The sequence below is a fragment of the Rathayibacter sp. VKM Ac-2760 genome (assembly GCF_009834185.1).
Classification (GTDB): Bacteria; Actinomycetota; Actinomycetes; order Actinomycetales; family Microbacteriaceae; genus Rathayibacter.
Genome location: NZ_CP047173.1, coordinates 3,098,458 through 3,122,901, shown reverse-complemented (window position 1 = coordinate 3,122,901; position 24,444 = coordinate 3,098,458). Strand labels below are relative to the sequence as shown.

Below are 24,444 nucleotides of genomic sequence, written 5' to 3'. Positions count from 1 at the left end.
CGAGATGCCACTTGTGCACGCTTTTCACGGCGTGTCGCGTGCACAAGTGGCATCTCGCGGGCCGCGCACGACGGCGGCCCACCGTGCCGGAGCACGGTGGGCCGTCGTCGTCGCGGGAGAGCGGGTCAGCCGCAGGTGCGGGCCGCGTAGGGGGCCTTGACCGTCGAGGTGACCTGCTTGCCGCCGACCGTGGCGGTCGCCGTCGCCGTCGCCTCGCCGGCCGCGAGCTGGGCGGCTCGGACGGTGAAGGCGGCGGAGGCGTTCGAGCCCGCCTTGACGCCGGCGAAGGACTTCGTCCCCGCCGTGGAGGTGACCGTGACGTCCATCGGCACGGTGTCGCCGTTGGTCGCGACGACCGTCAGCACCACCTTGCCGGCGACGCAGCGGGTGGTCGCCGCGGCGGTCAGCTTCAGCGACGACTGCACGGTGACCGTGGCGGTCACCGGCATCCGCGAGTCGTCCTGCGCCACGCCCTGCACCGTGAAGGTGCCGGCGGCGGCGTAGGAGGCCGGGGCGACGGCGTCCCAGGTGACGGCGACGGTGCGCTTCGCGCCGTCCGCCGTCGTCAGCTCGGCGCCGGGCAGCGCGGGCGCCGCGCCGGCCGCGGTCGAGACCGCGATCGGGGCGACCGACCTGACGGCGATGGCCGGGGCGTAGGCCTCGAGCATCGTCTGGTACTCGGCGCGGGTCACCGGGATGACCGTGCCGTGGCGGGGCTTGCCGCCATCGGAGTTCTGCGGCAGGTTCTGCCGGAGCTTCGTGCCGAGCGGCTGCCAGGCGTCGCCGGCGGCCAGGTCGTCGGTGCCGAACGGGATGTAGTGGTTCGGTCCGGCGTGGTAGTCCGGCTGGTCGATGAAGAGGAACCAGTCCAGGCCGTTCACATCGCCCTCGTTCGCGGGGAAGACGTTGGGGCCCTCACCGCTGGTGAAGACGCCGTTCGGCTCGCCGTTGGGCAGGCCGGAGGCGACGCGCTCCTTGACCAGGGTCCACTCGTCCGCCGGGCCGGAGGTGCCGGGCAGCGAGCCGCTGACCGTCGCGAGCAGGTCGGTGCTCTTCTCCTCGCGCAGCGTCATCGACGCCTCGTCCTTGGTGAAGCGGTAGTAGGTGTCGCCGTCCTTCGCGATCGTCGAGTCGATCGTGCCGCGGCCGGTGCCGCGCTTGACGTCGATCCACGGCTTCGCCTCCGAGAAGGTGACGAAGTCGTCGGTCGTCGCGTACATCATCTGGTTGTAGGTGACGGCGGTGCGGTCGGCGGTGTTCGTGGTCGGGTACATGTTCGAGGCCCAGAACACGACGTAGGTGTCGAGCTCGTCGTCCCAGTACGCCTCGGGCGCCCAGGTGTTGCCGGCGAAGTCGGTCGAGACCTTCACGTGGCGCTGCGCCGACCAGTTCACCAGGTCGGTCGACTCCCAGACCTCGATGTACTTCGAGCCCGACTTCTGCGCGGTGTCGAAGCCGCCGGCGAGGCCGTCGATCTTCAGGTCCGTCGCGAGCATGAAGAACTTGTCGCCCTCGTGCGAGCGGATCACGAACGGGTCGCGCAGGCCCTTGGTGCCCTGGTCCGAGGTGAAGACGGGCTGCCCGCCGTTCAGCGTGTTCCAGTCGAGCGCGTCGTTGCCCTTCGAGGCGGCGAGGCTGACGCGCTCGGCGCCGGCGCCCTCGCCGGTGAAGAAGGCCCAGACGTAGGCGTCGGTGTCGTCCTTCCCGGTCGGCAGCGGCTGGAGGCGGAGGGTGAAGTCGCGCGTGCGCGTCACCGAGCCGCTCGTCGCGGTCGCCCGGACGGTCACGTCCACGGCCGGGCTGCCCGCGGCGGGGCGCTCGACGACGATGGTGCGGCTGTCGGCGGTGCTGCCCGAGCGGATCGACGCGGCGCTCGAGCCGATGACGCTCCAGGCGATGCTCGAGCCGAGCGCGCCGCGGGCCGGCACCGAGATGTTGGTGCGGACGTCGCCGGCCTGGGCGACGGTGACGGCGTCGAGGTCGCGCTGCACCTTGTCCGCGTCGGCGAGCTCCGCGGTGACGATCACGGGATAGTCGACCGTGCGGGTGTCGCTGCCGGAGGTGTAGGTCGCGGTGAGCGTCACGGCGGCGTCGGGGGAGCCGGCGGCCGGTCGGGTGACGACGGCGCTGCCTCCGGAGACGGCGACGGCCGGGTTGTTCGAGCGCCAGGTCACGGCGACGCCGGCGCTGCTCGTGGGCAGTGCGAAGCCGGCGGTCGCGGTGGTCGGGATCGAGACGGACGCGACGGCGCGGTCGATCGCCTGCGACGAGTAGAGCGCGCTGACGGCGTCGGCGCTGAGCGCGCTGCCGTAGACGGCGAAGTCGTCGACGAGGCCGTTCCAGCCCGCATCGTTGTAGGTCGAGCGGCCGAGGTAGCCGACCAGCGAGGCGCCGAACGACGAGACGTCGCGCGCGATCGCGTTCTGGCCGATCCGGGTGCCGTTCACGTAGACCGAGAGGGTGCCGCTCGTGCCGTCGATCACGGTCGTGTAGAGCGAGTAGCCGGCGGGAGTGCGCAGGCCGGTGCTGGCGGCGTTCGTCGAGCCGGGGCCGACCTCGGTGCTCCACGGGGCGCCGGCGTTGGCGCTGTTGGTGAGGACCGACTTGACGTAGCCGGCCGGGTTGGTCGGGTTGAGCAGGTAGTAGCCGGAGGAGAAGGAGGCGCCGGCGGCGACGGGCGCGCCGAGGAACGCGGCCGCGGTGTTCGCGGGTCCGGTCCGGTTCGAGAGCCAGGTCGAGACGGTGAGGTCCTTCCTGCCGACCAGTCCGGTCGTCGGGATGTCGACGTAGGGGGCCGCGGCGGCGGATCCGCCCGGCAGACTGAGCGCACCGCCGGCGACGGTGGCGCCGCTGCCGCGCAGGGTGCCGTTGTAGCCGTTGCCGCTGGTGTCGGCGACGGTCGTGCCGGTGGGCGCGGTGTCGAAGCTGTAGTGCAGCAGCGGCTGCGCCGTCGCTCCGGAGGCGGAGACCGGGAGGGCGGCTCCGAGCAGCGCGGTGGCTGCGATCGTCGTGGTCGCCAGGGCGGTCCGCAACGTCGATCGTGATCGTCTCATGCAGGGTTCCTCGTCGTCGAGAGGCGACGACGCTGACCCGCGGGAGGGGCCGGTGCTCCGTCGCACGGGTGGTGAGGAACCACACCCTAAGGGCTCGCGAAGGCGACACGCGAGCATTTTGTTACCGTTAACAAATATTGACTCGGTCGAGGCGCGGGAGTGCGCTCCGCGGACATCGGCGGAGCTGCGGAGAGGGGCGGCGACCTCGCGATCGCCGTCCCTCTCCGTCGTCACGAGACGTCAGTCGACGTGCTTGCCGGAGTTCGCGGTGGTCGCGGTGCCGCCGTTGGCGAGCAGGTCGCGGATGTCGGCGAGCAGCTCGAGCTCGGTCGGCGCCTTGTCCTCGGCCGCGGGGGCGTCGTCCATCTTCTTCTTGAAGGCGTTGTTCTTCAGGTGGTTGATCGGCAGCACGAACGCGAAGTAGAGCACGAACGCGACGATGACGAACTGGATCAGGGCGGAGAGGACCGCGCCGTAGGCGATGACCGTGTCGTCCTCGCCGCCGACACCGTCCCTGATGGTCCAGCCGAGCGCCTGGAGCGACGAGGCGTCGAAGAGCACGCCGATGATCGGGTTGAAGATCCCGGTCACGAGCGCGTTGACGATCGTGGTGAACGCGGCGCCGATGACCACGGCGACCGCCAGGTCGATGACGTTGCCGCGGAGGATGAACTCTTTGAAGCCGTTGATCATGATCTGTTCCGTTTCTGCCGACGGGCGGGGGGTGGTGCGCGGAGGCGGGCCTGCTCCCGGGGGAGCGGCGGCCCTAGGAGGAGGAGCCCGACCCGGAGGACGAGGGCTTGGCGGAGGAGGATCCCGAGGAACCGGAGGAGGATCCCGAGGACGAGGAGCCGGAGCCGGAGGACCCCGAGCCGGAGGATCCCGACGAGGAGCCGGAGCCGCCCGAGGACGACCCGCCGGAGCCCGAGCCGGTCGACGCGGGAGCGGACGACCCTCCGCCCGACTCGCCCTTCGACTCCTTCGACCCGGACCCGGAGCCCGATGCGCGCGAGTCCGTCCGGTAAAAGCCCGACCCGTTGAAGGTCACGCCGACCGCGCTGAAGACCTTGCGCAGCGCGCCCTGGCAGCTCGGGCACTCCGTGAGCGAGTCGTCGGTGAACTTCTGCTGGATGTCGAAGGCGTTGCCGCACTGGGTGCAGCGGTAGGAGTAGGTGGGCACTGGTGCTCCTGAGGCGGGTGGCGGCGGTGGGGGAGTGAGGAGGAGGGGAGCGGGTCAGCGCGGGATGTCGACGATGCCCGAGGGGGTGACGACGCCGTCGACCGCCTGGTCGTGCACTTCGCTCGGCACGCGCTCGACGAACTCGCTGTCGAAGATCACCGCGTAGACCGGCGGGCACTTCTCCATCGAGCCGAGCGTCTTGTCGAAGTAGCCGCGGCCCCAGCCCATCCGCATGCCCGAGCGGTCGACCGTGGCGGCGGGGACGATGATCAGGTCGACGGCGTTGATCGCGATGGGGCCGAGCAGCTGACCGACCGGCTCCGGCATCCCGAACAGGCCCTGCGTCTCGGTGTGGCCGTCGCCGACCGCCCAGTCGAGCAGGCCGTCCTGGCGGGAGATGGGGAAGAGGACCCGGATCCCGCGGCTCTCGGCCCAGCCGAGGAACGGGCGGGTGCTCGGCTCGTCCGGCGCGGAGAGGTAGCAGGCGATCGACGTCGCGCCGACGCGGGTCGCCAGCTCGACGAGGTGCTCGGTGAGGCGGAGGGTGGCCTGCTCGCGCGCGGTCGCGGTCTGCACGCGTCGGCGCTCACGGAGCTCGGCGCGCAGGGCCCGCTTCTCGTGGGTGATGTCGGCTGGCATGGAGCCCAGTCTAGATCGGGGCTGTGACCCGCCCTTCCTCGGCGGGACCGCGATGCTGAGGACTCCTTCCGCGGCAGTGTCCGCGAGCGGGGTACACGGTCGCAGAGGGGCGCCGACGGCCGAAACGTGCCGGACCACGGCCGCCGCTAGTATGGCGCCCCATGGGCACTCGTATCCGCAAAGCCGTCATCCCCGCCGCCGGTCTCGGCACCCGCTTCCTGCCGGCGACCAAGGCCATCCCCAAGGAGATGCTGCCCGTCGTCGACAAGCCGGCCATCCAGTACGTGGTCGAGGAGGCCGCCGACGCGGGCCTCCAGGACGTCCTCGTCATCATCGGGCGCAACAAGAACGCGCTCGCCAACCACTTCGACTCGGTCCCCGAGCTCGAGCACAACCTGGCCAAGAAGCTGGACGACGCGAAGCTGGCCCACGTCCAGTACGCGAGCGACCTCGCCGACGTGCACTTCGTCCGCCAGGGCGAGCCGAAGGGGCTCGGCCACGCCGTCTCGCGCGCGCAGCGCCACGTCGGCGACGAGCCGTTCGCGGTCCTGCTCGGCGACGACCTGATCGACGCGCGCGACCCGCTCCTCACCCGCATGATCGACGTGGCGGAGCAGCGCGACACCACCGTCGTCGCTCTCCTCGAGGTCGACCCCGACCAGATCCACCTCTACGGCTGCGCCGCGGTCGAGGCCACCGACGAGGACGACGTGGTGCGCATCACCGGCCTCGTCGAGAAGCCCTCCAAGGAGGACGCGCCCTCGAACCTCGCGATCATCGGCCGCTACGTGCTCAAGCCCGACGTCTTCGGCGTGCTCGAGCACACCGCGCCCGGCAAGGGCGGCGAGATCCAGCTCACCGACGCCCTCGAGCGCATGGCGCAGGACCCGGCCGAGTTCGGCGGCGTCTACGGCGTCGTCTTCCGCGGCCGCCGCTACGACACCGGCGACAAGCTCGACTACATCAAGGCCATCGTGCAGCTCGCCTCCGACCGCCCGGACCTCGGCGCCGACCTCAAGCCCTGGCTGAAGGACTTCGTCGCGGGGCTCTGAGCTCGGGGCCCGCTGCGCGGGCGCTCCCTGCTGATCGAGTAGCCCGCGGAGCGGGCGTATCGAGATCCACTGTCGCCCGCAGTCGAGGTCGCAGAACCGCGGCTCTGGTGAACGCGGGTCTCGATACGCCCCTGCGGGGCTACTCGACCAGCATGAAGCCCGCCGAATCGGCAGCGGGCGTCCTCTGCTTGCTGATCGAGTAGCCCGCGCAGCGGGCGTCTCCCTTTGCTGATCGAGTAGCCCGCGGAGCGGGCGTATCGAGATCCACGGGCGCCCGCAGTCGAGGTCGCAGACCCGCGCCTCTGGTGGACGTGGGTCTCGATACGCCCCTGCGGGGCTACTCGACCAGCAAGATCCGGTCGCAGCCACCCCCGCCCTTGCCGCGTTCCGCTCCTCCGGTCCACCCCTCTCGGCGGGGTCGGCTCCGCAGTAGGGTCAGCACATGCCGCTGCCGATCCCGACGCTCACCGAGGGTCGTGTCACCATCCGCCCGATCAGGGTCCGGGACGCCCGACCGCTCGAGCGCGAGCTGATCGCGAACCGCGCCTGGCTGCGGCAGTGGGAGGCGTCCGACCCCCGCGGCGGCGCCGCCTTCGACGTGCGCGCGAGCATCCGCTCGCTGCAGCAGAACGCGCGCGCCGGTGGCGGCGTGCCGTTCCTGATCGAGTGGGACGGCGAGCTGGCCGGCCAGCTCAACGTCTCCAACATCGGCTACGGATCGCTCTCCTCCGGCTCGATCGGCTACTGGGTGTCCGAGCGCTACGCCGGCCGCGGCATCACCCCGGTCTCGGTCGCGCTCGCCACCGACCACGCCTTCTTCGACCTCGGTCTGCACCGGATCGAGATCTGCATCCGCCCCGAGAACCGGCCGAGCCTGCGCGTGGTCGAGAAGCTCGGCTTCCGCTACGAGGGCCTGCGCCGCCGGTTCATCCACATCAACGGCGACTGGCGCGACCACTTCTGCTTCGCCCTCGTCGCGGAGGAGGTGCCGCGCGGAGTCCTGCGCCGCTACCTCGACGGCCAGGTGCCGAGCGACGTCGGCGTGCCGACCGACGCCGACCAGCGCGCCTCCCGCCGCTCGGGCCTCTCCGGGCCGCCCGACGGCGCCGGTGTCCCCCCGACGGGGAGCCGTCTGATCCGCGATCCGCACGGACACACCTACCCGTAATGACGGACGGGAGCGCCCCGTGCTCCTAGCGTTGGTCGCATGAGTAGCGACTGGCTGGGCGGGGGCGTCGTCTGGGCGCTCGCCGCCGTTCTGTGGGTCGCCTATCTCATCCCCGCGTGGATGCGCCGCCGGTCGTTCTACGCGACCGAGCGCAACGCGGTGAGGCTGCAGCAGACCCTGCGGATCCTCGCCGAGACCGCCGAGGTGCCCGAGCACGTGCGTGCGGAGGCGACGGCCCGCGAGGTCGCGCTGCAGCAGCGCACCCTCCGGGCGACCGAGACCAAACAACGAGCCGAAGAGAAGGCACAGGCGATGGAGCTGGCACAGGCGGAGAAGGCGGCGCGCGAAGCGCTGCGGCGGGCGGCCGCGAGCACGCGGCAGAGCACGCGGACGGCTCCCGGCGCGATGCGCTGGCGTCAGGGCGCGGCGCTGACGGTGCTGATCGGCCTCGTCGTCGCCCTCGTCGGGCTGGTCATGCTGCCCTTCGGCGGCGCGGGCGTCGTGCCGCTGGTCGGCGTGCTGGTGCTCGCCGCCGGGCTGGGCACCCTGATCCTGCTCGCCCCGGGCCGGCACCGCAGCGCCGCCCCCGCGTCGGTCTCGACCAGCACCGCCGAGGTGGCCCGCCGCCGCGCCGAGGTCTTCGAGGCCGAGCTCGCCGAGGAGGCCGCTGCCCCCGAGGAGGAGGCCGAGGCCGCCGAGGAGTCGCGCTGGACGCCGCAGCCGCTGCCGAAGCCGCTCTACCTCTCCCGCGGCACCGTCGCGGCCAGCGCCATGGCCTCGATCGACGCGGTGGAGCGCCTCCGCGCCGCCGCCGCCGACGCGGAGATCGCCCAGCGCGCCGCCGCAGCCGCCCCCGAGGTCGCGCCGATCCGCGCCCCGCCCCCCGCCGCGCCGGCCCCCGAGGCTCCTCGCCCCTCGTCGCGCTTCGCCTCGATGGGCGTCGTCGAGGGCGTCGACGCGATCGACCTCGACCAGGCGCTGCAGCGCCGCCGCGGGGCCTGACCGGTCCTCCGCCCGCTCGACCGCGTGCTAGTGTGGACGAGTTGTTCGGGCCGGTGACGGCTCGGAAGGCACGGGTCCGTGGCGCAGTTGGTAGCGCGCTTCGTTCGCAATGAAGAGGTCAGGGGTTCGAATCCCCTCGGATCCACCACTACACGGAAGGCCCGCTCGAGAGAGCGGGCCTTCTGCGTTTTCCGTGGCAGGGCCCGCTCGGGGGAGCGGGCCTTCTGCGTCAGCCCCAGCTCGCGCCTGCCGGCACTTGTGTTCCCCCGGAAGCCGTTCGGCCGGTACTGAGGCGGCCGCCCAGTGGCTCCGGTCGGCCGGTTGCTCCGCCGCTGAAGGACTGCTGCTCGGGGCGAGAGTGTTGGTCGCTGGGGGCGACGCTGCATCCCGCGCCGAGCGAGCCGTCGGTGGACCAGACACGTATGGTTTCCGGACGCACGTCATCGGTGAGCGGCACCGACGGTGCCGGAAAGCAGGCAGAGACATGATTCGACGGAGCAAGGCGACGGAGCACCCGTGTCCCACCCTGAGCCGATCGATCGACGTGTCGAAGACGAAGCCACTCCTGCTGGTCGGCGCGGTGCTGGTGCTCGGGCTGGCCGGCTGCGCGGAGCCTCTGCCGTCTCCGGGCGAGTCCGCACCGCGAGGCGATGCCCCTGCGTTCAGCGGTCCGTGGGGATCTGAGTTCGCCGCCTCCTACGACCGGGCGGACGGACGACTTCACCAGGTCCGTCATCGAGGACGGCGTGGTCTCGGAGCAGGAGCGCGCGGAGATGATCGACCGCTTCACCAGGTGCGTCGCGGGTCTCGGCTACGGCATCGACGAGTACGCGCTCGACGGGTCGTTCCACCTGACGTTCGCTCCGGAGACCGACGCCGACGCCGCTTACGAAGATGTGAAGGGCTGCTCGCGCAGCTCGGGCGAGACCGAGATCGGCGCGCTCTCCAGCTGGACCCATCGCAACCCGGATCGAGCTGATGAGACCACGCTGATCGTGGAGTGCCTGAGCCGCTCCGGTGTCGTGCCGTCGTCGTACTCGACGTCCGACTACGCGAACGACGTCCCGCGTGACGACTACCCATTCGCCGAGGAGGACGCGGGTCGGGAGGCGCTGCAGCGGTGCCGCATCGATCCCCTCGGTGTGGGCTCGTGACGCTGGTGCGTAGGGTCGCGGAGCCTTCTCCGGCGGATCGATAGGTCCTCGACCACTGCTGAGAGGAGCCTCGTAGCCCTCTCGGTGGTCGTGCTCACCACAGCCGCCGTCGCGATCGAACGCTCCGTCGCTGGGATCGTGGTATCGCTCAGCGGGCCGTCGCGTCCGGGTCGCGCCAGTTCTCGGTGGTCTGCAGGATCCAGAAGGCGGTGAAGAGGGCGAGGGCGACGGCCTCGACGATCAGCAGCCACTGGTCGCCGAGGAGGGCCGAGGCCCGGCCGGTCAGCAGGAGGACTATCGCGGCGGCGTCGACGGCGGCGAGGAGGGCGGCGAGGACCGAGTAGGCGATCGAGTAGGCGCGGGGCGAGCCCGGGCCGCGGATCCCCTGGGACCGCACCGCGTGGGCGTGGATCCCGGCGACGGCGGCGATCAGCAGGAAGAAGAGCGCGGCGGCGGCGTAGTGCGCGACGTCGGCGAAGAACGCCGTGGTCGAGAGCACGGCGAGGCCGGCCAGCAGAGAGGCCGCGGCGCCGGCGCGCAGGAGCGCTCCGCGGTCGAGCTCGTGGTCGAGCGCGAGGAAGCCGACGGAGGCGAGGAGGATCACGGCGGCGACGACGAGGTAGGCGAGCATCCCGACGGCGATCTCTTCCGCGGCTCCGGGGGCCTGGCAGCGAGCGGCGCCCGCGCGGCAGCCGGTGCCCGTCAGCAGCTCCAGCTCTGCGGAGGGGATCGGCGCGGGGATCAGCGCGATCACGGGCGCGGTGAAGCCGGCGAGTACGAGCAGGGCGCGACGGAGGCTGCGCCCGGCGAGCACGATGAGGGCGGTGGACACGGCGAAGAGCGCGCCGACGAAGACCGGGCGGACCGGGGTGTAGTAGGCGGCGCTGATCGAGCGCAGCGGGCCGACGGCGGTCAGGTGCCACGTCACTCCGACGGCGAGGAACAGCACCGCAGCGACGAGCGACACCCGGACGTAGCGGTAGGTCCGCAGCGACGAGACGGCGCCGTCGGCCCGCAGCGCGTCGGGGGAGTGCACGGGGCTACTCCGCGCGCAGGCCCGAGGAGGCGAGGGCGAAGTCGACGTCGATGCGGATCGCGACGCGGAGCGGGTTCTCGCGGGGCGTCCGGTAGCGCTGGGAGTAGAGCTCGACGGCGTGCGCGACCGCGTCGGGGTCCTCCTCGATCGAGGCCGGGCCGCCGAGGCTGAGCCAGCGGATGCCGTCGACCTGGCTGACGGTCGCGGTGCCGCCGCGGCGGACGTTGAGGACCTTCTGGCTCTCGCGCGAGGTGATGACGCGGACGACGCCGTCCTCGTAGGTGAAGCCGACGGCGACGACGTGCAGCCGGCCCTGCGTCCACGGAGTCGACAGGGTGGCCAGGTGCCGCTGGGTCACGAACTCGAGGCCGTCCGCGCTGAGAATGCTCATCCCGCGAGCGTAGCCGGGGTCGCTGACCCTCCCGCGAGATGCCACTTGTGCACGCGACACGCCGCGAGAAGCGTGCACAAGTGGCATCTCGCGGAGGGGGGTCAGGCGCGGAGGAGGAGGGCCTCGCCCTGGCCGCCGCCGCCGCAGAGGGCCGCGGCGCCGAGGCCGCCGCCGCGACGGCGCAGGGCGAGGGCCAGGTGCAGGGCGAGGCGGGCGCCCGAGGCGCCGACGGGGTGGCCGAGGGCGATGGCGCCGCCGTCGAGGTTGACCGACTCGGGCGGCAGGCCGAGGTCGTCGGCCGACTGCAGGACGACCGAGGCGAACGCCTCGTTGATCTCGATCAGGTCGAGGTCGGCGACGGTGCCGCCGCGGCGGGCGAGGGCGTGGAGGATCGCGGCGGACGGCTGGGAGTGCAGCGAGTTGTCGGGGCCGGCGACCTGGCCGTGCTCGGCGATCTCCGCGAGCCAGGGCAGCCCGCGCGAGAGGGCCCAGCCCTTGCTCGCGACGACGAGAGCGGCGGCGCCGTCGGTGATCGGGGAGGAGCTGCCCGCGGTGATGGTGCCCTCGGGGCTGAAGGCGGGGCGGAGGCCCGCCAGGATCTCGACCGTGGTCTCGGGGCGGATGCCGTCGTCCTCGGAGACGACCGCCGCCGGGCCGCGGCGCTGGGGGACCTCGACGGGCACGATCTCCTCGGCGAGCACTCCGGAGTCGCGGGCCGCCGCCGCGCGCTGGTGCGAGAGGGCGGCGTAGGCGTCCTGGCGCCCGCGGCGGATCCCGCGCTCGGCGTTGCCGTCGTCGGTGACCCGGCCCATCATCCGGTCGTCGAAGGGGTCGAGGAGGCCGTCGTGCAGCAGGGCGTCCTCGAGCGGCCGCGCGCCGACGCCGAGGCCGGAGCGGGCGCCGAGGAGCAGATGCGGGGTGTTGGTCATCGACTCCTGGCCGCCCGCGACCACGACGGAGGCCTCGCCGGTGCGGATCAGGCGGGCGGCGTCGATGACGGCGGTGAGGCCGGAGAGGCAGAGCTTGTTGATCGTGGTGGCGGGGACGTCCCAGCCGAGGCCGGCGCGGATCGCGGTCTGCCGGGCGGGGCCCTGACCGGCGCCGGCCTGGATGACCTGGCCGAGGATCACGGCGTCGATGCCGGAGGGGTCGGCGCCGGAGCGGGCGAGGGCCGCTCGGACTGCGGCGGCGCCGAGGTCGACGGCGGAGAGCGGGGCGAAGGCGCCGATGAAGCGGGCGAAGGGGGTGCGCGCGCCACCGAGGATGACGGGGGTGGTGTCGTCGGTGGTCATGGCGGGACTCCTTCGTCGGCGGGGATCTCGATACGCCCGCTGCGCGGGCTACTCGATCAGCATGCAGCAGCATCCTGGGCGGGTCGCGCCGGGAGAGACGTCCGCGATCCTTGCTGGTCGAGTAGCCCCGCAGGGGCGTATCGAGACCCGCCTGCCCGAGGACGGAGGCGGGGATCTCGATACGCCAGCTGCGCGGGCTACTCGATCAGCAAGGGGGTCAGGGGACGAGCAGGATCTTGCCGCGGACGTGGCCGTCCTCGCTGAGGCGGTGGGCCTCGGCGACGTCGTCGAGGCCGAAGCGCGGGCCCAGCTCGAGCGAGAAGCGGCCGTCGGCGGCGAGCTGCGCGGCGCGGGGGATCCCCTCGCGGCGCAGCGCCTTCTCCTCGTCGGTCAGCGGCACGGGGCTGCCGCCCATCCAGGCGCGGATGCCCAGCTCGGCGGCCCGCCCGCCGATGACGACGGTGCCGATGTGCTGCGGGTCGCTCACCAGCGCGAGGGAGACGGCGATCGCCTCGTCGGTGCCGGCCGCATCGAGCACGCGGTCCACTCCGTCGGGAGCCGCGGTGCGCAGGCGCTCCTCGAGGCCGGGTCCGTAGGCGACGGGCTCGGCGCCGAGCTCGCGCAGCCGCTCGTGGTTGGCCGGACTCGCCGTCGCGATCACCCGAGCGCCCCGCTCCGCCGCGAACTGCACCGCGGCCTGGCCGACGGCACCGGCACCCGCGTGCACGAGGAAGACCGAGCCCTCGGCGACGCCGAGCGAGACGACCGCCTGGTAGGCCGTGCTGATCGGGACGCCGAGCGCCGCAGCCTCCTCGAAGCCGAGGCCCGCGGGCTTGCGGTCGAGGTTCTCCGGCGCGACGACGACGGACTCGCCGTAGGTCCCGACCGCGCTGCTCACGATCACCTCGTCGCCGACGCTCCAGTCGGAGACGCCCGCGCCGACGGCGGTGACGACACCGGCGCCGTCCGAGCCGAGGCGGCGCGGGAAGGGCGGCCCGGGGCGGAGGCCGGAGCGCATCTTCCACTCGATCGGGTTCACGCCGGCCGCGCGGATCGCGACGACGACGCCGCCCTCGGGGGCCGCGGGCTCGGGCGCCTCGACGACCTCGAGCACCTCGGGGCCGCCGTTCTCGGTGTACTGCACGAATCGCGTCATGTCGTTCTCCTTCTTCGAGTCCTTCCGAGCCGCCGGGAGTGCCGGCCGGCTCAGCCCAGCAGCGTCTCGCGCACCTCGCGGCGCAGCACCTTGCCGATCAGCGAGGTCGGCAGCGCGTCGACCGTCACCACCCGCTTCGGCACCTTGTAGGCGGTGAGGTGCAGTCGGCAGAAGTCGCGCAGCGCCTCGGCCTCCACGACAGCTCCGCCCCGCAGCACGACCGCGGCCGCGACGCTCTCGCCGCCCTCGGCACGGGGAAGTCCGACGACGGCGGCGCGCACGACGTCCGGGTGCGACTCGAGCACGCCCTCCACCTCGGAGGGCGAGACGTTGAAGCCGCCCGTGATGATCAGCTCCTTCGCGCGGTCGACGATCGTGACGAAGCCGTCGGCCGAGACGGTCGCGATGTCGCCGGTGCGCAGCCAGCCGCCGGGGAGGAGGGTCGCCGCGGTGTCCTCCGGGCGCTTCCAGTAGCCCTGGAACACCTGCGGCCCCTGCAGCAGCAGCTCGCCCGACTCGCCGGGGCCGCGGTCGACGGTGGGGTCGGCCGGGTCGACCAGGCGGATCCGCGTGCTCGGGAACGGCACGCCGACGGTGCCGGGCCGCCGGCTCGGGCCGACCGGGTTGCCGAGCGCGACGGGCGAGCTCTCGGTCATCCCGTAGCCCTCGACCAGGAGCCCGCGGCTGGCGCGCTCCCAGCGGTCGACGGTGGCGACGGGGAGGCTCATCGCGCCGGAGATGGCGAAGCGGATGCTGCGCAGGTCGAGCTCGCCGCGCTCGGAGGCGCGGGCCAGCGCGTCGTAGACCGGCGGCACGGCGGGCAAGAAGGTGGGCGGCGACGACTTCGCGGCGGCCTTCACCAGAGCGACGTCGAAGGTCGGGAAGAGCACGACCTTCGCGCCGATGCTGATCGCGAAGGTGAGGCAGAGCGTCAGCCCGTAGGCGTGGAAGAGGGGGAGGACCGCGTAGAAGGTCTCGTCGCCCTCGCGGAGTCCGGGCACCCAGGCCTGGCCCTGCAGCGCGTTGGCGCGGAGGTTGGCGTGCGAGAGGATCGCTCCCTTCGGCGTGCCGGTGGTGCCGCTCGTGTACTGGAGCAGGGCCGTGTCGGCGAGCGTCGGGCGCGGGTGCGAGCGGGCGATCCGCCGGCCGCTCAGGAGGCGGTCGAAGGGGATCAGCGAGCGGGTGCGCGGGCTCGTGGTCAGCTTGGCGCGCGCCTCTCGGGCCTTCGCCAGCGGCAGCCTCAGGGCGAGGCGCTTGCCGAGCGGGAACGACGCGGTGAGGTCGACGGAGACGACGCGCTCGACGCCGAGGTCGGCGGGCAGCGCGGCGATGACGTCGGCGACCTTGTTCCAGGCCACCGCGACGCGGGCGCCGTGGTCCTCGAACTGCCGGCGCAGCTCGCGCGGAGTGTAGAGCGGGTTGTGCTCGACGACGATCGCGCCGAGCCGCAGCACGGCGTAGAACGCGATCACGTGCTCGGGGCAGTTCGGCAGGACCAGGGCGACGCGATCGCCGGGGCGCACGCCGATCCGGCGCAGGCCCTCCGCAGCGCGCGCCACCTTCTCGCCGAGCTCGGCGTAGCTCGTCGTCGCGCCGAAGAACTCGAGCGCGGTGCCGCGCCGGTAGCGGGCCACCGAGTCCTCGAGCAGATCGACGAGGGTCTGCGTGGGCGGGTCGATCTCGGCGGGCACGCCCTCCGCGTAGGAGGTCAGCCACGGCGTCGTCGCCAGGTTCGAGGATCCGGAGGTCACGGAGCAACTATCCGCCACCCGCCTCCGGGGATCCTCCGAGCGGGCGGGAGGGGGTGACGCGGGGGTGCGACGCCGAGGAGACTGGCCGGATGACTGCAGCCATCGATCTCCTCCGCGACGCCTTCGACCGCGTGCACGGCACCGTGCACGCCGTCCTCGACGACAGCACGCCCGAGCGGCTCGGCTTCCGGGCCGACGCGCAGGCGAACTCCGCCGCGTGGCTGGTCTGGCACCTGACGCGCGTGCAGGACGACCACCTCGCACCGCTGGCCGGCCGCGAGCAGGTCTGGATCTCCGGCGGCTTCCACGGGAGATCCGGACTGCCGTTCCCGGCCGAGACGAACGGCTACGGGATGGAGCCGGCCCAGGTGGCGGCGCTCGCCGCGGTGCCGGCCGAGATGCTCGCCGAGTACTACGACGCGGTGCACGAGCAGACCCTCGCCTACCTCGACACCCTCGAGGACGCCGATCTGGCCCGCGTGGTCGACGAGGACTGGGACCCGCCGGTGACGCTCGGCGTCCGGCTCGTCTCGGTCGTCGACGACGACACGCAGCACGCCGGGCAGGCCGCGTTCTCGGCGGGCGTCGCGGAGCGCGCCGGGCTCTGAGCGGGCCGGCCGCCCCTACGGTGGGACGGTGCGAGGGGCGAGCGGAGTGGAGGCGGGACGCCCGTCGATCGGCGCGGCCGCGGTGCTCCCGGCCGTCGTGCTCCCGGCCGTCGTGCTCGTCGCCGCGACGCTGCTGACCCTCGTCGGCTCGTGGATCCCCTCCTACTGGAACGACGAGGCCGCCACCCTGCGCCTCGCCCGGCTGCCGCTGCCCGAGCTGCTCGCCTTCGCGCAGCAGAAGGACGCGGTGCACGTCGCCTACGCGCTGCTGATGCACGGCTGGATCGCGGTGGCGGGGGAGTCGGAGCTCGCCGTGCGCGCGCCCTCGGCTCTCGCCGTGGGGGTCGCGGCGGCGGGGGTGCTGGTGCTGCTGCGCTCGCTCGGGCGGCCGCGCGCCGCGCTGGCGGCGGCGGTCGTGTTCGTGCTGCTGCCCCGCACCTCGTTCAGCGGGACGGAGGCGCGCTCGTCCGCGCTCGCCACCGCGCTGGTCGTCTGGGCGGCGGTGCTGATCGTCCGGGCCGCGCGAGACGGAGGGGCGCTGCGCTGGGTGGCGTTCGTCGCGGTCGCGGGGCTCGCGAACCTGGTCTTCCTGTACGACGCGCTGGTGCTCCCCGCGTTCGTGCTGCTGGCTGTTCTCGTGGCGGAGCGGCGGCGGGCCGCCGTGGTCGCCGGTCTGCTCGGCGCCGCGCTCTCGATCGGGGTCGCGAGCCCGGTGCTGCTCGCGGCGGCCGGGCAGAGCGGGCAGATCGGCTGGCTGCGCTCCCAGCCGGTGAACGCCTACACGGTGGTCGTCGAGTCGTTCTTCGGTGCCGCGTGGTGGCTGGCCGCGCTCGCCGTGGCGGTGCTGGCGGTGGCGGCACTCCGGGGGCGGCGGGTCCGCTCTCCGCTCGTGCTCGTGCTCGCGGTCTGGCTGCTCCTGCCCGCGGCCGTGCTGCTGGTGGGCACCGCGCTGATCGAGCCGATGTTCACGCCGCGCTACCTGGGCCTCAGCTCGCCGGCGCTGGCGATGCTGCTCGGTCTGGCCCTCGACTCCTGGCGTCGTGCGACCGCGGGCGTGCTCGTCGGCGCCCTCGCCGTGGCGGCCCTGCCCGCCCTCGTGCTGATGCGCACCGAGACGGGCAAGCCGGCCGGGCAGGATCTGCGCGCCCTCGCGCGGACCGTCCGCGACGGCGCGCTGCCGGGCGACGCGTTCCTGCTCGGCGACAGCGGCACCGTGTCGCTCCGGCCGCGGATCGCCCTCGCGGCCTACCCCGCCGCGTTCGCCGGGCTCGACGACGTCGCCCTCGAGCGCTCCTACGCCACGACCGGCACGTACTCCGACGTCCTGCTCGAGGGCGACGCGCTGCGCTCCGCCCTCGCCGGCGAGCGGCGGGTCTGGGCCGCCGCGCCCGCCACCGACCCCGGCGCGTTCGACTGGCTCGCGGAGGAGGGCTTCACGGCGGGCGGAGCGACGACGGTGCCGACCGCGACGGTCACGCTCTGGCAGCGCTGACGCGCGCCGTCGGCCCGCGCCCGAGCCGTTACCCTGGATCCCGGCACCGTCGCTCGGCGGCGGGGCTCGCGGTGCGAAGACCGCGCCACCGGAAGGATCCACTCACGTGACGCTGCCCACCACCTCCTCCGCCACCACCGCCGGGGCCGGCCTGACGCGCAAGGGGCGCGACGTCGCTCCCGAGATCGCCCGCTCCTGGCTGCTGGTCAATGCGACCCGCACCGACACCTTCGACGCCGCGCACGCCTCGCGCGCCGACCAGGTCGTCCTCGACATCGAGGACGCGGTCGACCCGAAGGCCAAGCCGGAGGCCCGCGCCGACGTCGCCGCCTGGCTGAGCGGCGAGAAGCGCGCGTGGGTGCGCATCAACGACCACTCCACTCCGTTCTGGTCCGACGACGTCGACGCCCTGAAGGGGCTGCCCGGCCTGGCCGGCGTCATGCTCGCCAAGACGGAGGCGGGGGAGCACGTCACCGAGACCTTCGACCGCCTCGGCGGCTCGACCCCCGTGCTCGCCCTGGTCGAGTCGGCCCTCGGCATCGAGGAGGCGGTGTCGATCGCCCGCGCCCGCGGCTGCTTCCGCCTCGCCTTCGGCAGCGGCGACTACCGCCGCGACACCGGCACCAGCGCGGACGACCTGGCGATGGCCTACCCGCGCTCGCGCCTGGTCGTCGCCTCGCGCATCGGCGACCTGCCCGGCCCGATCGACGGCCCGACCGTCTCGAACAGCCACCCGGTGCTGCGCGAGCAGTCCGCGCTCACCGTCTCGCTCGGCCTCACCGGCAAGCTCTGCCTCGACACCGAGCAGCTCGCGGTCATCAACGAGGTCATCAGCCCGACCCCGTCCGACGTCGCCTGGGCGCGCGACTTCCTCGACGACTTCGAGGCCCGCGGCCGCGTCATCCGCGACGGCAGCGACCTGCCGCGCCTGGGCCGGGCGAAGAAGATCGACAAGCTCGCGACCGCGTTCGGCGTCAACCCGCTCTGACGCTCCGGCCCGCGGCGGGGCACACTGGGGGTCGACGAGGAGGCCGGCATGGGTGCAGTCAGCACGTTCCTGTGGTTCGACGACCAGGCGAAGGAGGCGGCCGAGTTCTACACGGAGCTCGTACCGAACTCGCGGATCCTGAGCACCGAGGTGCTGCCCGAGGGCTCGCCCTCGCCGGGCACCGTCACCGTCGTGAGCTTCGAGCTCGACGGGCAGCTCTTCCAGGCGATGAACGGCGGCCCCGGCTTCCCCTTCTCGGAGGCGGTGTCGATCTCGGTCTCGGTCGAGACGCAGGCGGAGGTCGACCGGCTCTGGGACGCGCTGATCGCCGACGGCGGGCAGGAGAGCCGCTGCGGCTGGCTCCGCGACCGCTGGGGGCTGTCCTGGCAGATCGTGCCGACGGCCCTCGGGGCCGTGCTCGGCGGCTCCGACGCGGAGGGCGCCGCCCGCGCTCTGCAGGCGATGCTCGGGATGACCAGGCTCGACGTCGCCGCCCTCGAAGCCGCGTATGCCGGCGCGTGAGCAGGGGCGCCCTCGGCGCTCCTCCTCCCTCCGCACCGCCTATCTGCGCGACTACCGCTACGCCTACGGGTCGCGGTTCACGCACCTGCGCGAGGGCTGGGACGTCTCGCGCTACGCCTCGGGTGACGGCGCGCCCGTACTGCTGATCCCGGGGATCTACGAGACCTGGCAGTTCCTCCGCCCGATCGCCGACCGGCTGCACGCGGCCGGGCACCCGATCCACGTGCTGCCGGCGCTCGGCTACAACACCAGGCCGATCGTCGCCTCGGCCGCCCTCGGTCAGGAGTACCTGCGCGAGCGCGACCTGCGCGGAGTGATCGTGGTCGCGCACAGCAAGGGCGGGCTGATCGGCAAGCACATGATGGTCGTCGACGACCGCGACGAGGGCCGGATCGACCGCATGATCGCCGTCTCTACGCCGTTCAACGGCTCACCGCTCGCGCGGATCGCGCCGGCGCGAGCGCTCCGGGAGTTCGGTCCGCACCGTCCGGTCATCCGCACGCTGCTGGCCGAGCGCGACGCCGACTCCCGCATCGTCTCGATCTACGGGATGCGCGACCAGTACATCCCCGGGGGGAGCCGCCTCGCCGGCGCGCGCGAGAACATCGCGGTGTCGGTGGTCGGGCACTTCGTGCTGCTGTCGCACCCGCGGGTGCTCGCGCTCATCGCGGCGCGCGTGGATCCGGGGGGCGCTCCGGAGACGACGATCGCCGCCCCGGAGTGAGACCGGTCAGGACCAGGGCGTGAGCAGGACCAGCGGGATCTGCCGGTCGGTCTTGGTCTGGTACTCGGCGTAGTCGGGCCAGGCCGCGACGGCGCGCTCCCACCAGGCGGCGCGCTCGTCGCCCTCGAGGACGCTCGCGGTGTAGTCCTTCTTGACCGGCCCGTCCTGCAGCTCGACGTGCGGCTCCTTGACCATGTTCAGGTACCAGACCGGGTGCTCCGGCGCGCCGCCCTTCGAGGCGACGACGACGTAGGCGCCGTCGTGCTCGACCCGCATCAGCGCGGTCTTGCGCAGCTTGCCGCTGCGGGCGCCGACCGTGGTCAGGACGATGATCGGCTTGCCGCGGAGGAGGTTGCCCTCCGCGCCGCCGGTGGCCTCGTAGAGCTCCGCCTGCTCGCGGGCCCAGGCGGACGTGCTCGGTTCGTATTCTCCGGTGAGGGGCATGAGTCGATGGTATTGCGCGCACAACGTCAGCTGTCGAGGTCCCTCATCGACGATGGGCGATGAGCCCGCTTCTCGGCTGATGATGCGCACCGCTCCCGCGTCGTGCGCGCTGCGGTCGTGCACGAGGATGGAGCGGTGCAGCCAGCAGACCAGCTCGACCGAGCCCGCATCGCGCTCCTCGGCGACGACCTCTCCCGTGCCCGCTACCGCGTCGACGCCGTCCGCGAGCTCTGGGGCGAGGCCGCGGGCGAGGCGCTGCGCCGCGGCGACCGCGTCCCGGCACGGCGGGCGCTCGAGCGGGCCGGCGACCGCGGTCCGCTGGCCGCGCTCGCCCGGCTCTTCCTGCTCGCCGATCCCGTGCCGACGGCGGAGGCGGAGGCGGCGTTCCCCTCCCTCGGCGTCGACGGCGCCCTCGAGCTGGGACTCGTGCGCTCGGAGGCGGGCGCCGTCGTCACGGCCGCGCTCGACCTGCGGCCCTACGACCTGGTCGACCTGCGCGGCGCGGCCTCCTGGTGGATCGCCTCCGACCTCGGCGAGTTCGCACTCGGCCGCCCGCTCGCGGAGGACCACGTGCTCGGCGTCGGCGGGGCGAGCCTCACCCTGACCGGGCTGATGATCCAGCGACCGGTGGGCAGCGTCCTCGACCTCGGCACCGGCTGCGGGATCCAGGCCCTGCACGCCTCGCGGCACGCCGACCGCGTCGTCGCGACCGACATCTCGCACCGCGCCCTCGCGATCGCCGCCTTCAACGCGGCCCTCAACGGGATCGACTCGATCGAGTTCCGGCACGGCAGCCTCTACGAGCCGGTGGCGGGGGAGCGCTTCGACCACATCGTCACCAACCCGCCGTTCGTGATCACCCCGCGGACGGCCGGGGTTCCCGCCTACGAGTACCGCGACGGCGGGCTGGAGGGCGACGAGATCGTCCGCCGCGTGATCGTCGGCGCCGCCGAGCACCTGGTGCCGGGCGGGGTCGCGCAGCTGCTCGGCAACTGGGAGTACCGGGCCGACGCGGACGCCTTCGACCGGGTCGGCGCGTGGCTGGCCGACGACCGCAGCCCGCTCGAGCAGGCGCTCGAGCCCGGGCACGCCGGACTCGCCGCCTGGATGGACGGGACCGCCTCGCCGCTCGACGTCTGGATCGTCGAGCGGGAGCAGCAGGACCCGGCGATCTACGCCGAGACCTGGATCCGCGACGGCGGCACCACCCGCGGCGCGGAGTCGGACGCGCTCGTCGACGCCTGGCTCGAGGACTTCGAGCGCCGCGGCGTGACCGGGGTGGGCTTCGGCTACGTCACCCTGCGCCTGCCCGCGTCGCCGCGCCCGCCGATCCGGCGGCTGGAGCGGCTCGACGGGGCCGTCGCGACCGCGGGGCTGGGCGGGCACCTCGCGCACTGCCTCGACGCGCAGGAGCGGCTGTCCCGGCTGGACGACGCGGCGCTCGCGCGGCAGGCCCTCGTCGTCGCGGGAGACGTCACCGAGGAGCGGCACTACTGGCCGGGCAACGACGATCCGACGGTGCTGCGGCTGCGCCAGGGCGGCGGCCTCGCGCGGGTCGAGGAGGCGGACACGGCGCTCGCCGCGGTCGTCGGCGCCTGCGACGGCGAGCTGTCGGTCGCGGCGATCACGGCCGCGGTCGCGTCGCTCCTGCACGTGGAGGAGGCGGCGGTGCTGGACTCGGTGCTGCCCCGGGTGCGCGAGCTGGTCGCGACGGGGGTGCTGCGGCTGCCCTGAGCGCGGCGGTGGGTCGTCGATCAGAAGAGGGTCGCGGGGGCGTCCTCGGTCTCGGCGGCGGGCGTCACGGCCGGAGCCGCACCCGGCCAGCCCGGGCCGGCGTCGACGGCGGTGCGACGCTGGTAGGCCGTGGCCGCCGCACGGGCGCGCACGTCGGCGGCCTCGTTCATCCGGTGGTTGGCGTGGCCCTTCACCCACTCGAAGGTGACGGCGCGGCCCTGCAGCTCCTCGTCGAGCGCCTTGATGATCTCGACGTTCATCACCGGCTTGCCGTCGGCCTTGCGCCAGCCCTTCCGCTTCCAGCCCGGCAGCCACTCGGTGCAGGCCTTGATGGCGTACTGGCTGTCGCAGAGGATGTGGACGGGCTCGCTCTCCTGCGCCGTGGCGCGGAGCAGTTCGAGGACCGCCGTGAGCTCGCCGATGTTGTTCGTGCCGTGCGACCAGCCGCCGGCCGCCCAGCGCTCGTCGTCGACGTACCAGGCCCAGCCCGCGGGGCCGGGGTTGCCCAGCGCTGATCCGTCTGCGGCGGCGATGATGCTCACGTGCGGTCCTCCTCGGAATCGGTGCGCTGTCGCCAGCGCCCTTCGAGGGTAGTCGCCCGCACCGGCGCCGGCCGCGCCGGCGGCGACCCGGACGAGGTCTCGATACGCCGCTGGCGCGGCTGCTCGACCAGCATGGTTGCTGCCACCGCTGGGGCGGCTGCTCGACCCGCGAGCGGCGCTACGACGCGCGGCGGGCGAGCGTCACGCGGGTGGCGTACGGCATCGCGACGCGGTCGCCGGGCAGCGCGTCGACGACCTCGGCGACGGCGGCGAGCACCGCGGCGCGCTCCTCCGGAGCCATCGCGATCACGTAGCTGCGCGACGCGAACATGTCGAGCAGGGCCGGCCGGTCGAGCTCGAAGGACCAGTCGAACTCGGCGTACGCCAGGCGCTCGAGCGCCGAGCCGAGCGGCGGGTGCACGGTCTCGAAGCGCTCGGCGGTCGAGGACCCGGCGACCTCGCCGAGCCGCCGCACCCACGGCACGGTCTCGTCGCGGATGTTCCAGACCAGCGCGAGCACGCCTCCCGGCACGAGCACCCGCGCGACCTCGGCGCTCGCGCGCTCGGCGTCGACCCAGTGCCAGGACTGCGCGGCGGTGACGAGCTCGACGGAGGCGTCCGGCACCGGGATCGCCTCGGCCGTCCCCGCGAGCGACCGCACCGACGGCAGCTGAGCGCTCAGCCGCTCCAGCATCGCCGCGTCCGGCTCGACGGCGGTCACGTCGAGCCCGCGCGCCACGAGCGACGCGGTGAACTTGCCGGTGCCCGCGCCGAGGTCCGCGACGCGCACCCGGTCGGAGGCGTCCGCTCCGGCCGCCCGCGCGCGCTCGGGCACGAAGGCGCCCGCCACCCGCGCCGGCGCGTGCCCGACGAGCCAGTCCACCGCGTCGTCCGGGTAGCCCGGCCGCCCGCGGTCGTAGGCGTCGACGGCGGAGCCGAAGGAGCGGCCGAGGCCGGTGTCGGGAGCGGAGGGTGTCGCGTCGGAGGGCATGCCTCCGAGGCTACGCGTCGGCCGCCGCGGCCCCCAGGGTGCGCGCCAGGACGTCGACCGCGTAGCCGTAGCCCGCGATGCCGGCGCCGACGATCACGGCGACGGCGATGTCGGAGAGGTAGGAGTGCTGCCGGAACTCCTCGCGCCGGTGCACGTTGCTCACGTGCACCTCCACCAGCGGCAGCTCGGTCGCGAGCACGGCGTCGCGGATCGCGATCGAGGTGTGGGTGTAGGCACCGATGTTGAGCACGAGGCCGGCGGCGGTGCCGCGCGCCGCGTGCAGGCGGTCGATGATCGCGCCCTCCGAGTTGCTCTGGAAGAACTCGACCTCGACGCCGAGCCGCGCCGCAGTGCGGGCGGCGAGCGCCTCCGCGTCGGCGAGCGTGTCGGAGCCGTAGACCGCGGGCTCGCGGGTGCCGAGCAGATTCAGGTTCGGGCCGTTGACGACGAGGATCTTCACGCTCCGACCCTAGCGACCCGGGGGCGCTGACCGGTCAGGCGAGCGTCGCCGCGACGCCGACCGGCAGCGCCGGCAGCGCGGCGCGCAGGCGGATCAGCTCGCGGGCGTGCTCGTCCAGCCGGCGGTCCTCGTCGTTCTGCGCCTCGAGCGCCGGCACGGCCTCGGCCGCGCCGTCGTCGCCGCGCACCACGAGGACGCTCATGCACTGCGTGGTCAGCGCGAGCTCGCCGGTCCGCGGGTCACCCGAGCGCACGTGGATGGCGAGGTGCATAGAGCGCGGGCCGGTGTGGATGAGCCGCGCCTCGACCTCGACGAGGTGGCCGATCCGCACCGGCCGGTAGAAGTGGATGCCACCGGAGTAGACGGCGACCGCGTCGCGGCCGCTCCAGCCCTGGGCGACGGCGTTCGCGGCCTCGTCGATCCAGCGCATCACGATGCCGCCGTGGGCGTTGCCGCCCCAGTTGACGTCGCCGGGAGCGGCGAGGAAGCGGAAGACGATCCGCGGGCCGGTGCCCGCCCCGGTGTAGTCCTGGGCGCGCATCACCTCGTGCAGCGCGCGGCGGCCGTCGATGCGGGCGGCGGCGCCCTCGGCCAGGGCGAGGTCCTCGATCGTGCGCGGGGTCCACTCCGGGACCGGGCGGGGGCGCTTCTCCTCGTCCACCGCGACGAAGATCAGGAGGCAGTGCGTCGCCGCCTCGTAGCGCCCGGTGCGCGGGTCGGCCTGGGCGACCCGGACCAGCACGTGCATGCTCGTGCGGCCGGTGTGGATGACCTGCGCGCTGGCCTCGATCAGATTGCCGACCGCGATCGGCCGGGTGAAGTGCACGTTGCCGACGTAGGCGGTCACGCAGTAGCCGCCGCTCCAGCCGACGGCGCAGGCGTAGCCGGCCTTGTCGATCCACTCGAGCACGCGGCCGGCCTGGGCGCTGCGGCCGTCGGCGGTCGCGTCCTGCGGCGCGGCGAGGAAGCGGAGGGTGATGCGGTCGTCCATGGTGCCCGTCTGGTCGCGCGGTGGAGGGGGGATCTCGATACGCCCCTGCGGGGCTACTCGATCAGCATGGCCGA

General features: G+C 73.6%; 24 protein-coding genes and 1 tRNA gene. 11 read left to right on the top strand and 14 right to left on the bottom strand.

Annotation, left to right across the window (positions count from 1 at the left end; translation table 11 throughout):
• Positions 1-125: 125 nt before the first annotated feature.
• The 4 genes from GSU72_RS14115 to GSU72_RS14100 all read right to left on the bottom strand — a co-directional run bounded on the left by GSU72_RS14115 (position 126) and on the right by GSU72_RS14100 (position 4,872).
• Complete coding sequence (locus tag GSU72_RS14115) at positions 126-3,053, bottom strand: immunoglobulin-like domain-containing protein (RefSeq protein WP_159985633.1); 2,928 nt, start codon at positions 3,051-3,053, stop codon at positions 126-128.
• Between the two features lie 240 nt (positions 3,054-3,293).
• Positions 3,294-3,746: a large conductance mechanosensitive channel protein MscL gene (gene mscL, locus GSU72_RS14110; protein WP_159985632.1), complete on the bottom strand. Its 453-nt coding sequence runs from the start codon at positions 3,744-3,746 to the stop codon at positions 3,294-3,296.
• 73 nt (positions 3,747-3,819) lie between these two features.
• Positions 3,820-4,233 (bottom strand): FmdB family zinc ribbon protein, encoded by a 414-nt coding sequence (locus tag GSU72_RS14105; RefSeq protein WP_159985631.1) that lies wholly within the window; start codon positions 4,231-4,233, stop codon positions 3,820-3,822.
• A 54-nt stretch (positions 4,234-4,287) separates the two neighbouring features.
• The gene (locus GSU72_RS14100) at positions 4,288-4,872 is read right to left on the bottom strand and encodes a 5-formyltetrahydrofolate cyclo-ligase (protein WP_159985630.1); all 585 of its coding nucleotides are present in this window, start codon (positions 4,870-4,872) and stop codon (positions 4,288-4,290) included.
• A 161-nt stretch (positions 4,873-5,033) separates the two neighbouring features.
• Between GSU72_RS14100 and galU the strand changes: the two genes are divergently transcribed.
• The 5 genes from galU (at position 5,034) to GSU72_RS14075 (ending at position 9,248) form a co-directional block, all read left to right on the top strand.
• Positions 5,034-5,924, top strand: coding sequence for a UTP--glucose-1-phosphate uridylyltransferase GalU (gene galU, locus GSU72_RS14095; RefSeq protein ID WP_159985629.1), 891 nt, complete (start codon positions 5,034-5,036; stop codon positions 5,922-5,924).
• A gap of 442 nt (positions 5,925-6,366) precedes the next feature.
• Entirely contained in the window at positions 6,367-7,092 is a 726-nt protein-coding gene (locus GSU72_RS14090; RefSeq protein ID WP_159985628.1) for a GNAT family protein, read from the top strand.
• 39 nt (positions 7,093-7,131) lie between these two features.
• Complete coding sequence (locus GSU72_RS14085) at positions 7,132-8,094, top strand: hypothetical protein (protein WP_159985627.1); 963 nt, start codon at positions 7,132-7,134, stop codon at positions 8,092-8,094.
• A 72-nt stretch (positions 8,095-8,166) separates the two neighbouring features.
• A tRNA-Ala gene (locus GSU72_RS14080) sits at positions 8,167-8,242 on the top strand.
• A 598-nt stretch (positions 8,243-8,840) separates the two neighbouring features.
• Complete coding sequence (locus GSU72_RS14075; protein ID WP_159985626.1) at positions 8,841-9,248, top strand: hypothetical protein; 408 nt, start codon at positions 8,841-8,843, stop codon at positions 9,246-9,248.
• A 148-nt stretch (positions 9,249-9,396) separates the two neighbouring features.
• Here GSU72_RS14075 and GSU72_RS14070 read toward each other — a convergent pair whose 3' ends face one another.
• From GSU72_RS14070 to GSU72_RS14050, 5 genes are all read right to left on the bottom strand, one after another.
• On the bottom strand, positions 9,397-10,284 hold the full coding sequence (locus tag GSU72_RS14070; RefSeq protein ID WP_159985625.1) for a hypothetical protein: 888 nt from the start codon (positions 10,282-10,284) through the stop codon (positions 9,397-9,399).
• A gap of 4 nt (positions 10,285-10,288) precedes the next feature.
• Positions 10,289-10,675, bottom strand: coding sequence for a pyridoxamine 5'-phosphate oxidase family protein (locus GSU72_RS14065; protein WP_159985624.1), 387 nt, complete (start codon positions 10,673-10,675; stop codon positions 10,289-10,291).
• Positions 10,676-10,776: 101 nt separating this feature from the next.
• Positions 10,777-11,967 (bottom strand): acetyl-CoA C-acyltransferase, encoded by a 1,191-nt coding sequence (locus tag GSU72_RS14060; RefSeq protein ID WP_159985623.1) that lies wholly within the window; start codon positions 11,965-11,967, stop codon positions 10,777-10,779.
• A 217-nt stretch (positions 11,968-12,184) separates the two neighbouring features.
• On the bottom strand, positions 12,185-13,123 hold the full coding sequence (locus tag GSU72_RS14055; protein WP_159985622.1) for an NADP-dependent oxidoreductase: 939 nt from the start codon (positions 13,121-13,123) through the stop codon (positions 12,185-12,187).
• 50 nt (positions 13,124-13,173) lie between these two features.
• Positions 13,174-14,874 carry a long-chain-fatty-acid--CoA ligase gene (locus tag GSU72_RS14050; RefSeq protein WP_159985621.1) on the bottom strand — a complete coding sequence of 567 codons (1,701 nt, stop codon included), beginning with the start codon at positions 14,872-14,874 and terminating at the stop codon, positions 13,174-13,176.
• Between the two features lie 89 nt (positions 14,875-14,963).
• Between GSU72_RS14050 and GSU72_RS14045 the strand changes: the two genes are divergently transcribed.
• From GSU72_RS14045 to GSU72_RS14025, 5 genes are all read left to right on the top strand, one after another.
• Positions 14,964-15,482 (top strand): DinB family protein, encoded by a 519-nt coding sequence (locus GSU72_RS14045; protein WP_159985620.1) that lies wholly within the window; start codon positions 14,964-14,966, stop codon positions 15,480-15,482.
• 28 nt (positions 15,483-15,510) lie between these two features.
• The gene (locus GSU72_RS14040) at positions 15,511-16,974 is read left to right on the top strand and encodes a glycosyltransferase family 39 protein (protein WP_159985619.1); all 1,464 of its coding nucleotides are present in this window, start codon (positions 15,511-15,513) and stop codon (positions 16,972-16,974) included.
• Between the two features lie 112 nt (positions 16,975-17,086).
• Positions 17,087-17,962: a CoA ester lyase gene (locus tag GSU72_RS14035; protein WP_244256132.1), complete on the top strand. Its 876-nt coding sequence runs from the start codon at positions 17,087-17,089 to the stop codon at positions 17,960-17,962.
• A gap of 48 nt (positions 17,963-18,010) precedes the next feature.
• Positions 18,011-18,484, top strand: a complete 474-nt coding sequence (locus GSU72_RS14030) for a VOC family protein (protein WP_159985618.1) — start codon at positions 18,011-18,013, stop codon at positions 18,482-18,484.
• Positions 18,471-19,208, top strand: a complete 738-nt coding sequence (locus GSU72_RS14025; protein WP_159985617.1) for an alpha/beta hydrolase — start codon at positions 18,471-18,473, stop codon at positions 19,206-19,208. Before GSU72_RS14030 ends, GSU72_RS14025 begins: the two co-directional genes overlap by 14 nt.
• Positions 19,209-19,214: 6 nt before the next feature.
• Here the strand turns inward: GSU72_RS14025 and GSU72_RS14020 are convergent, their stop codons facing one another.
• On the bottom strand, positions 19,215-19,652 hold the full coding sequence (locus GSU72_RS14020; protein WP_159985616.1) for a nitroreductase family deazaflavin-dependent oxidoreductase: 438 nt from the start codon (positions 19,650-19,652) through the stop codon (positions 19,215-19,217).
• Between the two features lie 135 nt (positions 19,653-19,787).
• On the opposite strand from GSU72_RS14020, the gene GSU72_RS14015 reads away from it, so the two are divergent.
• Positions 19,788-21,386 (top strand): methyltransferase, encoded by a 1,599-nt coding sequence (locus GSU72_RS14015; RefSeq protein WP_159985615.1) that lies wholly within the window; start codon positions 19,788-19,790, stop codon positions 21,384-21,386.
• A 20-nt stretch (positions 21,387-21,406) separates the two neighbouring features.
• Here GSU72_RS14015 and GSU72_RS14010 read toward each other — a convergent pair whose 3' ends face one another.
• The 4 genes from GSU72_RS14010 to GSU72_RS13995 form a co-directional block, all read right to left on the bottom strand.
• The gene (locus GSU72_RS14010; protein WP_159985614.1) at positions 21,407-21,928 is read right to left on the bottom strand and encodes a ribonuclease H; all 522 of its coding nucleotides are present in this window, start codon (positions 21,926-21,928) and stop codon (positions 21,407-21,409) included.
• Between the two features lie 178 nt (positions 21,929-22,106).
• Positions 22,107-22,919 (bottom strand): class I SAM-dependent methyltransferase, encoded by an 813-nt coding sequence (locus tag GSU72_RS14005; protein WP_159985613.1) that lies wholly within the window; start codon positions 22,917-22,919, stop codon positions 22,107-22,109.
• A 10-nt stretch (positions 22,920-22,929) separates the two neighbouring features.
• Positions 22,930-23,379 (bottom strand): type II 3-dehydroquinate dehydratase, encoded by a 450-nt coding sequence (aroQ, locus tag GSU72_RS14000; RefSeq protein WP_159985612.1) that lies wholly within the window; start codon positions 23,377-23,379, stop codon positions 22,930-22,932.
• Positions 23,380-23,413: 34 nt separating this feature from the next.
• The gene (locus GSU72_RS13995) at positions 23,414-24,370 is read right to left on the bottom strand and encodes an acyl-CoA thioesterase (protein WP_159985611.1); all 957 of its coding nucleotides are present in this window, start codon (positions 24,368-24,370) and stop codon (positions 23,414-23,416) included.
• Positions 24,371-24,444 lie beyond the last annotated feature (74 nt).